This window comes from Kitasatospora sp. NPDC054939 (assembly GCF_053610105.1).
In genome coordinates this window covers 75,071-85,863 of the sequence record NZ_JBSGXP010000013.1, presented here as the reverse complement: position 1 = coordinate 85,863, position 10,793 = coordinate 75,071, and the positions used below count along the sequence as shown (strand labels likewise).

Annotated in this window: 4 protein-coding genes; all 4 read right to left on the bottom strand. The window is 73.5% G+C overall.

Going from position 1 to position 10,793, the window contains the following annotated elements; genetic code table 11:
* Positions 1 to 2,501, bottom strand: a 2,501-nt coding sequence (locus ACWGB8_RS06415; RefSeq protein WP_452210832.1) for a condensation domain-containing protein, incomplete at its 3' end; no start/stop codon positions are given.
* The gene (locus ACWGB8_RS06410) at positions 2,498 to 7,279 is read right to left on the bottom strand and encodes an amino acid adenylation domain-containing protein (RefSeq protein WP_452210830.1); all 4,782 of its coding nucleotides are present in this window, start codon (positions 7,277 to 7,279) and stop codon (positions 2,498 to 2,500) included. The genes ACWGB8_RS06410 and ACWGB8_RS06415, both read right to left, overlap by 4 nt.
* Before the next feature lie 337 nt (positions 7,280 to 7,616).
* Positions 7,617 to 9,776 carry an MMPL family transporter gene (locus ACWGB8_RS06405; RefSeq protein ID WP_452210829.1) on the bottom strand — a complete coding sequence of 720 codons (2,160 nt, stop codon included), beginning with the start codon at positions 9,774 to 9,776 and terminating at the stop codon, positions 7,617 to 7,619.
* 322 nt (positions 9,777 to 10,098) lie between these two features.
* Positions 10,099 to 10,782: a response regulator gene (locus ACWGB8_RS06400; RefSeq protein WP_452210828.1), complete on the bottom strand. Its 684-nt coding sequence runs from the start codon at positions 10,780 to 10,782 to the stop codon at positions 10,099 to 10,101.
* Positions 10,783 to 10,793 lie beyond the last annotated feature (11 nt).

The following is a 10,793-nucleotide window of genomic DNA, read 5'->3' as shown; positions in this document are numbered from 1 at the left end:
GGACTCGCCGACGCGTGCGCCAGATCCTCCGCCGTCACCCGGTAGTACGTCGAATGCACCGTCGTCTCGGTGATCCCGTACATGTTCACCAGCGCGGTCTCATCGACGCCCACCCGAGCGGCCCACGGCGCCAACTCACCCATGTCCAGCCGCTCACCCGCGAAGATCACCGCACGCAGCGACAGCGCATCCACCCGCGCATCACCCGCACCGGCCATCTGCGCCAACGTCCGGAACGCCGTCGGCGTCTGGCACAACACGGTCGCCCCGTGCTCCACCATCAACCCCACGAACTCCTCCGGAGCCCGCGTCACCGCAGCCGGCACCACCACGATCCGACCACCGTGCAGCAGCGCACCCCACATCTCCCACACCGACACGTCGAACGCATACGAGTGGAACAGCGTCCACACATCATCCGACCCGAACCCGAACTGCTCCCGCGTCGTCGTGAACAACCGCAGCACATTCGCGTGCGACAGGCAGACACCCTTCGGCCGACCCGTCGAACCCGAGGTGTAGATGACGTAGATCAGGCTCTCCGGCCCCGCCAGGACGGCCGGATCCGTGGCGGAGGCGCCAGCCAGCGCGTCCACCGTCTCCGCGCGGTCCAGGACCACCAGGTCACCGCGGTACGCCTCGAAGCGGTGCGCCAGGCTCTCCTGGGTCACCACCACCGACGCACCCGTGTCCGCCAGGATGTACTCCAAGCGGTCCAGCGGGTTCGACGGGTCCAACGGCACATACGCCGCACCCGACTTCAGCACACCGATCAGCGCCGGCAGCAGCTCCAGCCCGCGCTCCAGCGACAGACCGACCAGCCCCTCCGGACCCGCACCCAACGACCGCAGATGATGAGCCAGCCGGTTCGCCCGCTCGTTCACCTCCGCATACGTCAGCTCGACGCCGTCGAACACCACCGCCACCGCATCCGGCGTCGCAGCCACCTGCCGCTCGAACACCTCGTGCACCGTGGCGTCCACCGGCGCCTCCACCGCCGTGGCCCAGGCACCGGTCAGCAGTTCCAGCTCCGCCGCCGGCAGCAGCTGCGCCAGCGCGACGGGCGCCGCGGGCTCGGCGGTGACCGACTCCAGCAGCTGCAGGAACTGGCCGGCCAGCCGCTCGACCGTCGCGTGCTCGAAGAGGGCGGCGGCGAAGACCAGGGTGCCGGTGAGCGAACCGTCCGCGCCCTCCAGCAGCTCCATGGTCAGGTCGAACTTGCTGGTCCGCGAGCCGGTCAGCACCTCGACGTCGAGGCCGGGCAGGTCGAAGGCGGTGGCGCGGTCCTGCTGCAGGATGAAGTCGACCTGGAACAGCGGGGTGCGCGAGAGGTCGCGCTCCGGCTGGAGCTCGTCGACCAGGTGGGCGAACGGGACGGCCTGGTACTCGAAGGCGTCCAGCAGCGTCCGGCCGGTGCCGGCGACCAGCTCCTCGAAGGACGCGCCGCTCTCCCAACGGCCGCGCACCACCAGGGTGTTGATTCCGTAGCCGATGAGCTGCTGCAGCTCCGGCCGGCCGCGCCCGGAGACGGTGACGCCGACCGGGACGTCGGTGCCGCCGCTCCAGCGCGACAGCAGCGCCTGGTAGGCCGTCAGCAGCACGGTGAAGACCGTGGTGTCGTACGCCTTCGCCAGCTCGCCGACCCGCGCGGCCAGCCCGGCCGGGACGGCGAACGGGACCTGGCCGCCGGCCCATTCGCGCACGGCGGGGCGCTGGCGATCGGTGGGCACGGCCAGGGTCGGCAGGTCGGCGAGCTGCTCGCGCCAGTACGCGAGGTGGCGCTCCATGACCTCGCCGCTCAGGTGGTCGCGCTGCCAGGCCGCGTAGTCCGCGTACTGGACCGCGAGCGGGGCCAGCGGGGAGGCCGCTCCCTCGCCGAACGCCCGGTAGAGGGTGCCGAGTTCGTCGGCGAAGAGCCGGACCGACCAGGCGTCGCAGGCGATGTGGTGGAAGGTGACGGCAAGGATGTGGTCCTGCTCGTCGAGCCGGACCAGCAGGGCGCGGACCGGCCACTCCTGTTCCAGGTCGATCGCGCGGGCGACGTCCGCCTCGACGATGCCGCGGGCGCGCTCCTCGCGCTCCCCGGAGGGCACCGCGCGGAGGTCGGTCAGCGGCAGCTCGACGCGTCGGGGCGCGTCGACCACCTGCACCGGCTCGCCGTCCGCGAGGACGTAGCGGCTGCGCAGCACCTCGTGCCGGTCGAGGATGCCCTCCACCGCGCGGCGCAGGAGTTCGGCGTCCAGCGGTCCGCGCATCCGGAGCACCAGCGGGACGAGGTACTCGGGGCTGTCGGGGTGCATGCGGTTGAGGAACCACATCTGCTGCTGGCCGTGGGAGGTCCGCAGCGGTGCGCTGCGGTCGGCGGTCGGGAAGGCCGCCCGGCCCGCCCCGCGCCTGCCCTTGCGCCCGCCGGCGCCGCCCAGTCTGCGGCGGAGCAGCTCCTCGCGGCGCTGCGCCGCGTCCTGCTCCTGCGGACGGCCGTTGTCGTTGCCGCTGCTCATGCTCCCTGCTCCCCCATCAGCTGTGCCTCGTTGAGAATTTCGGTGTCGGACATCTGCTCGATCTCGGCCCTGATGTGGTCCTCGACCGCGGCGGCGAGTTCGCGCACCGTGGTGTGCTCGAAGATCGCCCGTACCGAGATGTCGATGTCGAACTCGTCCTGGATCTGGGAGGTCATCCGGATCGCGAGGATCGAGTGCCCGCCGAGCTCGAAGAAGCTGTCGTCGGGGTTGATGCGGTCCCGGCCGAGGAGTTCGCGCCAGATCGCGATGATCTGCTCCTCGATCGGGTCGGCCGGGAGTCGGTCGTCGTCCGCCGCGGCCCGGGCCGGTTCGGGCAGCGCGCGGTGGTCGGTCTTGCCGTTGGCGGTCAGCGGTACGGCGTCCAGCGGCACGACGGCCACCGGCACCATGTACTCGGGCAGGGCCGCGGCGAGGTGCTCGCGCAGCAGGGCCGGGTCGAGGACCGCGCCCCCGACCGCCACCGCGTAGCCGACGAGCGCCTTGTCGCCGTTCTCCTGCTCGCGGGCGACGACGACCGCGTCGCGGACGTCGGGGTGCGCGACCAGGACGGCCTCGATCTCGCCGAGTTCGATCCGGTAGCCGCGGATCTTCACCTGGGTGTCGATCCGGCCGAGGAAGTCGATCGCGCCGTCGGCCAGCCGCACCGCGAGGTCGCCGGTGCGGTAGAGCCTCGCCCCGGGCGGTCCGAAGGGGTCCGGGACGAACTTCTCGGCGGTCAGGTCGGGCCGGCCCAGGTAGCCGCGGGCCACCCCGGTGCCGCCGACGTACAGTTCGCCGACCGCGCCGACCGGGACCAGCCGGCCGTGCGGGTCGAGGATGTGGCAGGTGGCGCCGGGCAGCGGGCCGCCGAGCGGGACGGTCCGGCTGTGCGGGGCGGTGACCGGCCGGATCGTGGTGCCGACCGAGCACTCGGTGGGCCCGTACTCGTTGATCAGCCGGCCCGGTCCGAGCAGGTCGAGCCAGTGGTTGGCGAGAGCGGCCGGCAGCGCCTCGCCGGCGACGACGATCCGCTCGGCCAGGGCGGCCGCCTCCTCGGCGGTGAGCTGGTGGGCGAGCAGGTCCAGGTGGCCGGGGGTGAGCTTGAGGAACTCGTACGGGCCGCCCTCGACGAGGGTGCGCCCGAGCCCGGTGAGTTCGAGGCCGGCGGGCAGGACGTGCGCGGTCCGGCCGGCCATCAGCGGGGTGAAGAGGTTGGTCGCGGGCAGGTCGAAGGCGAAGGAGGAGAACAGCGCGGCCCCGGCGCCGCCGTCCGCCGGGCCCTCGCCGAGGAGGTCCTCGACGGCCCAGGCGAGGTGGTTGGCGAGCCCCCGGTGGGTCACCATGACGCCCTTGGGGCGGCCGGTGGAGCCCGAGGTGTAGATGACGTAGGCGAGCTGCTCCGGGTCGACCGGTCCGCGCGGGGAGTCGGCGGGCCGGGCGGCGATCTCCGCCCGGTCGCGGTCCAGCCACACCTGGGTGCAGCCCTCCGCGGCGGCGGCCGGCGCCTGGGCCGAGTCGGTGACCAGGATGCCGGCGCCGCTGTCGGCGAGCACGTGGGCGATCCGGTCGACCGGGTTGGCCGGGTCGAGCGGGACGTACGCGGCGTCGGCCTTCCAGGCGGCCAGCAGGGCGGTCACCAGGTCCGCGCCGCGGTCGAGGCAGACGCCGACCAGGCGGTCCGGGCCGGCGCCGAGCGCCTTGAGGTGGTGGGCGAGGCGGTTGGCCCGCTCGTCCAGCTCCCGGTACGGGACCCGGAGGCCGTCGGCGACCAGGGCGACGGCGTCCGGCGTCTCGGCGGCGCGGGCCTCGATCAGCTCGATCACCGGGGTGGCCGGGTTGCTCCAGGCGGTGTCGTTCCACTCGGCGAGCAGCCGCTCGCGCTCGGCCCCGGGCAGGACGTCGAGGGCCGCGAGGGTGCGGCCGGGGTCGGCGGCGACCGACTCCAGCAGGTGCACCAGGTGGCCGGCCAGGCGCTCGACGGTGCCCCGGTCGAACAGCGCGGTGGCGTACTCCAGCGCGCCGACCCAGCTGCCGTCGGCCTCCGGGCGGACGTACAGGGTGAGGTCGGTCTTGGCGATCCGCCGGGCGTCCTGGAACAGCTCGATGTCGCCGAGCTGCGGCAGGCCCGCGCTCATCGCCTCGTCGTGGAAGTTGAAGGCCACCTGGTAGAGCGGGGTCCGGGAGCGGTCGCGCTGCGGCTTCAGCTCGTCGACCAGCCGGTCGAACGGCAGCTCCTGGTGCGCGAAGGCCTCCCGGGAGGTATCCCGGATCCGCTCCAGCGCGGTGGTGAACGGCAGGTCGGCGTCGAGGTCGCAGCGCAGCACCAGGGAGTTGAGGAAGAAGCCGACGACCGGCTCGACCTCCGGGCGGGTGCGCCCGGCGACCGGGGTGCCGATCGGCAGGTCCCACTGGCCGCTGTAGCGGGCGACCAGGGTGGAGAAGGCGGTCAGCAGGGTCATGAACGGGCTGGCCCGGTGCTGCCGTCCCAGGTCGGTGAGCGCGCCGGCCAGCGGGGCGGGCACCGCGAAGGCGACCACGCTGCCGCTGGAGTCGCGCTCGGCGGGGCGGACCCGGTCGGTGGGCAGTTCCAGCTCGGGCAGGCCGTCGAGCTGCTTGCGCCAGTAGTCGAGGTCGGCGCGCAGCTGCTCGCCCTCCCCGACCTGCTGCTGCCAGGCGGCGAAGTCCGCGTACTGCAGCACGGGTTCGGGCAGCTCCGGAGCGCGGCCGTCGTGCAGCGCGGCGCAGAGCTCGCGCAGCTCGCGGTCCAGCAGCACCGTCGACCAGCCGTCGCAGGCGATGTGGTGCAGGGTGATCAGCAGGACGTGCTCCTCGCCGGCCACCCGGCCCAGCAGCGCCCGCCAGACCCGCCCGGCCGCCAGGTCGAAGCCGGCCCGGAACTCCTCGGCGCAGTGCTCGGGCAGCTCCTCGCGGGTGCAGTCGACGATCCGCAGCTCGACCGGCAGTTCCGCCTCGACGACCTGAGCGGGCTCGTCGTCGACGGTGACGAAGCGGGTGCGCAGCACCTCGTGCCGGGCGGCGAGCGCGGCCAGACCGCGGCGGACGGTCTCGGCGTCGTACTCGCCGGGCAGCCGGACCAGCAGCGGGGAGACCCACTCGGGGCTGCCCGGCTCCAGCCGGTCGAGGAACCAGAGCCGGCGCTGACCGGCCGAGAGCGGCAGCGGCGCGTCGCGCGGTACGGACACCAGCGGCGGGAGGGCGTCCTCCTCGCGGGAGACCAGCGCCGCCTGCTCGCGCACGGTGGTGGCGGTGAAGAGCTCGGCCAGCTGGACCCGCCGGCCGGTGGACCGGTGCAGCAGTTCGGCGAGCCGGGTGAGGACCAGCGAGTAGCCGCCGAGCTGGAAGAAGTTGTCGTCCGCGCCGATCCGGTCGATCTCCAGCAGCTCGGACCAGGCCGCCGCGACGGCGCGCTCGGCGTCGGTGGCCGGTGCCACGTACGGCGGGCGGGCGAGCGGTGCGGGGGCGGCGGGGACGGGCTGTCCGGGGGCGTCCTCGTCGACCGGGCCGAGGTGTTCGAGGGTGCCGTTGTTGCGCCAGCGCACCAGGTCGCCGGTGCGCAGCATCCGGCCGCCGTCGGGCGCGTACGGGTCGGCGAGCAGGCGGGCGGCGGTGCCGTGCTCGTCGGGGGCGCTGCCGTGCTCGTCGAGGGCTGCGTGCTTGTCGGCGGCGGTGCCGTGCTCGTCGAGGGCGGCGCCGAGGCCGGCGATGTGCAGTTCGCCGGGCACGCCGGGCGGGACGGACTCGCCCCATTCGTCCAGGACCAGCAGCCGGACCCGGTCGACCGGGCGGCCCAGCAGCTTCGGCTGGTGCTCCTGCGCGGGGTCGACCGCCTGGGCGGAGGCGACCGTGCCGGCCCGGGTCAGGCCGTAGGTGTGCCAGAGCTGGGCTCCGGCGGGCAGGGTCGGGCGCAGAAGCGTTTCTTCGGTCAGCGCCGGGTCGTGGCAGACCACGATCCGCACGGACGGGCTGTCGCTCCAGTCCGTCCGGGCAGCCGGGCCGCCGTACTGCGCGGCGGTCAGCGGGAGCACCGTCACGGCGTGCTCGACCACGGCCGCGGCGAGCACGGCCGGATCGTCCTCGGCCCCCTGCGGGGCGACCACCACCGCACCGCCCGCGGCCAGCGCGGCGAAGACCGCCCAGCACCAGGCGGCCCCGGTCGCCGTACCGGAGAGCAGCACCCGGTCGGCGGCTGTGAGGCCGAAGCGCTGCCCGCTCCAGACGGCCTGGTTGGCCAGCGCGGCGTGGCCCAGCACCAGGCCGGCGCCGTCGACCCGGTCGAGCAGGTCCGAGAGGTCGAGCAGGGCGGGGCCGTCGGCTTCCGCGGCCTCGTCCCCGGCGGGCTCCTCGGCGGCGGACTCGTCCGCGGCGTCCGCGTGCGCCGGGTCGTCCAGGTCCAGCCGGAGGGTTGCGCCGAGCGGGAGGTCCTGGCCCCGGCGGGTCAGCACCCGGCCGGCCCCGGCGGCCTCCAGCGCCCGCTCCAGCCGGGCCCGCGGCTCGGCCGGGTCCAGCGGCACCAGGACGGCGCCGGCCTGCCAGGCGGCGAGCGCCGCCACCACGAGATCGGCCCCGCGCGGCAGGACGGCGGCGACCAGATCGCCCCGGACCGTCCCGGACTCCCGCAGACGGCGGGCCAGTTGCCCGGACCGCTCGGCCAACCGGCGGTAGGTCAGCGCCTCGTGACCGGTCACCACCGCGGGCAGGTCCGCGTCCTGGGCAACGCGCTGACTGAAGAGGTGATGCAGAGGCGGACGCCGGACCACAGGTGCTCCTCGATGGATGGGTAGCCGCTGGAAATGCCGTGAACACGGGTTCCGCGGCGCCCACCCGGGCCTCGAACGGCCCGGTGTCGCACAGCGTTTCCCGTAACGGCGCGATCCTCCGGCACCTGTCTACGAGCGCCCTATACTCCACATCTATCTGATCATTCGTACAGAAAGCGGCCCCGACCCGCGGGGGTTCGGGTCAGGGCCGCGCTCTCGGTCTCCCCGTCCGGGCCGGTGACTCAGGCCGGTCCTACCGGGTCGATCCGCTCGGGGGTGCCGCGGCGGGGCCGCGGCTCGGAGGCGCCGGCCGGGTGGTCCGGCCGGCGGCTCCGGGTCAGGCGGGCTGCGAGGCCGGGACCCTCAGCGGGACCACCTCGGCCGCCTCGTCCTCGTCGGCCTCCTTCAGCCCGTACCGGTCGTGCAGCTTGCGCAGCGGGGCGGGCGCCCACCAGGCGGCCTTGCCGAGCAGGGCCATGGTGGCCGGCACCAGCAGCATCCGGACGACCGTGCAGTCGATCAGGACGGCGAGGCTGAGGCCCAGGCCGATCTGCAGCACCGGCGAGTAGCCGCCGAGCATGAAGGCCGCGAAGACCACCAGGATCAGACCGGCCGCGCAGGTGACGATCCGCCCGGTGCGCTGCAGACCGGCCACCACCGCCTCGCGGGGGTCGCGGTTCTCCAGCCAGGCCTCGCGGACCCGGGCCAGGATGAAGATCTCGTAGTCCATCGCGAGGCCGAAGGCGACACCGACGATCAGCGGCGGGGCGACCAGGTTGAGGGCGCCCAGCCCCTCCGCACCGAACAGGCCCGCACCGTTGCCGTCCTGGAAGACCCAGGTGACCACACCGAGCGAGGCACCCAGGCTGAGCATCGTGGTGAGGATGGTCTTGATCGGGATCAGCACCGAGCCGGTGAAGGCGAACAGCAGCACCAGCAGGCCGCCGACCACGATCAGCGCCGCCCAGGGCAGGCCGGAGGACAGCATCGCCTGGTAGTCGACCACGTGCGCGGCCCGGCCGGACACCTTCAGGTCGAGGTCGCCGCGCTCGGCACGGATGTCGCGGACCAGCTCCAGGGCGGCCGGGCCGTCGGTGGTGCCGGCCGGGGTGAGCCGCACCAGCGAACCGCCGCCGGGCGAGGGGCTGACACTGGAGGAGAGCACGTCCGGGTTCTTGCGGATCTTCTCGGTGAAGGCGTCGTACTGCGGACCGCTGCCCTGCACCAGCACCATCACCGGGTCGGCCTGGGTGCCCGAGGGGAAGTGCTCGGAGACGGTGTCGTACAGCTGGCGGGACTCACTGGACTTCGGCAGCGAACGGGCGTCGCCGCTGGAGGACTTCATGTCGAGCGCCGGCACCACCAGGAAGGCCAGCGCGGCGGTCAGCGCCACCGTGGTGACGACCGGACGGGCGGTGGCGATCCGGGCGACCTTGGCGAAGCCCGAACCCGCCTTCGGGCTCGGCGCCTTGGCCGCGACCCGGTGGCCGAAGCGGCTGAGCAGGGCCGGCAGCAGGGTCAGCGCCGCGGCCATGTCGATCATGACGACGGCGGCGGTGGCCAGGCCGATGCTGCGCAGCGCCGGGCTGTTGAAGACGATCAGGCCGGCCAGGCAGACCGCGACGGTCAGGGCGGAGAAGGCGACCGTCCGACCGCCCCGGTGCACGGTGCGCAGCACCGCGTCCCGGACCTCCCCGCCGCGGGCCCGCTCCTCGCGGAAGCGGCTGACCATCAGCAGCGCGTAGTCGATCGCCAGGCCCAGGCCGAGCATGGTGGTGACCTGCAGGGCGTTGGCGTTGACCTCGGTCACGAAGCTGAGGGCGTACAGCACCAGCAGGCTGCCGGCGATGCCGCAGAAGGCGACGGCCAGCGGCATCAGCGCCGCGGTGATCCCGCTGAAGACCAGGGCGAGCAGCAGCACGACCACCGGCAGCGAGTACAGCTCCGCGTTGGTGACGTCGTTGGTCGCCGTCCGGTTCATCTCGCCGTTCGTCAACGGGCCGCCGCTGACGTGGACTTCGGGCGCCTTGATGGCCCGCAGCCGCTCCTCGGACTTCTGGATCGCGGTGTCGAAGGCGTCACCGTCCATCCCGTACGGGAAGTTCACCTGGACGACCACGGCCAGGCCGTCCGGTGCGGTCGCCTTGGGCGTCTCGTAGGGGTCGACGACGCTCGCCACCCCGCTGATCTTCCGGAGGTCCGCCACGGCCGCGGTGACCTGGCTCTTCAGCTCCGCGTCGGTGGCCGGCACGCCGGTGATCACCGCGGTGATGGTGTCGTCGGGCTTGTAGAGCTCGTCGATCTTGGTGCTGGCGACCTTGGCCTCGCTGCCCGGGACGGCGGTCGCGCCGCCGCTCATCCGGCCCATCACGCCGCTGCCGAACGCGACACCGACCAACAGGATGACGAGCCAGCCGATGATCACCGCGATCGGGCGCCGGACCGAGAGGTTGCCCAACGCCCCGAGAAGGGAACGCGGGTGGGATGCACGGGACATTCGTCTGCTCCTGGCATCGATGTGTGGACTGGGGAGTGACAACAGAATCGCCCGCCGGCCCGCCCCGGCGGATCGCCGGACGGAGGGATTTCCGGGCTTCCCCCGCGCGGGGGACCCGGGCCACCCCACCGGTGAGGCGCCCGCCCCGCCCCCCGCAACGCAGTGGCGCCCCTCCCCCGCTCGGGGGAGGGGCGCCACTCAACTCCGTTACCGCAAAGCCCTCTTGGCCAATCCCGTACCGACCGACCGCTCAGCTCTCTTGGCCAATCCCGTACCGACCGACCGCTCAGCTCTCTTGGCCAATCCCGTACCGACCGACCGCTCAGCTCTCACCCGGGACGACCGCCCCCGCCTCGTATGCGAAGGCGACCGCGTGCACCCGGTCCCGCAGGCCCAACTTGGCCAGCAGATTGCTCACATGGCTCTTCACCGTGTGGTCGCTGACCTGCAGCCGGCCCGCGATCTCACTGTTCGACAACCCGCGGGCGATCAACTGCAGGATCTCCTGCTCCCGGGCGGTCAGCGACTCCAACCGCCGGGCCGCGCCCCGCGCCGGAATCGCCCCGGCCTCGCCCTGCCGCGGCCGGCGCACCGTGAACTCGGCGATCAGCCGCCGGGTGATCGACGGCGCCAGCAGCGCCTCGCCGGCCGCCACCATCCGCACCGCATGGGTGAGGTCGTCGCGCCGGACGTCCTTCAGCAGGAAGCCGCTGGCCCCCGCGTACAGCGCGTCGTAGACGTAGTCGTCGATGTCGAAGGTGGTCAGCATGACCACCTTGCAGTCACTCTCGGCGCACACCAGCCGGGCGGCCTCCAGGCCGTCCATCACGGGCATCCGGACGTCCAGCAGCAGCACGTCCGGCTGCAACCGCCGGACCGCCTCGACCGCCTCCGCACCGTTGGACGCCTCCGCGACCACGTCGATGTCGGGCTGCGCGTCCAGGATCATGCTGAACCCTGCCCGCACCAGTTCCTGGTCGTCCGCGACGACAACGCTGATCCCCACCGGCGGCCCCC

Bases quoted from the DNA above. Each gene is read 5' to 3' on its own strand.
- ACWGB8_RS06405 (WP_452210829.1), bottom strand. From the start codon at position 9,776: ATGTCCCGTGCATCCCACCCGCGTTCCCTTCTCGGGGCGTTGGGCAAC.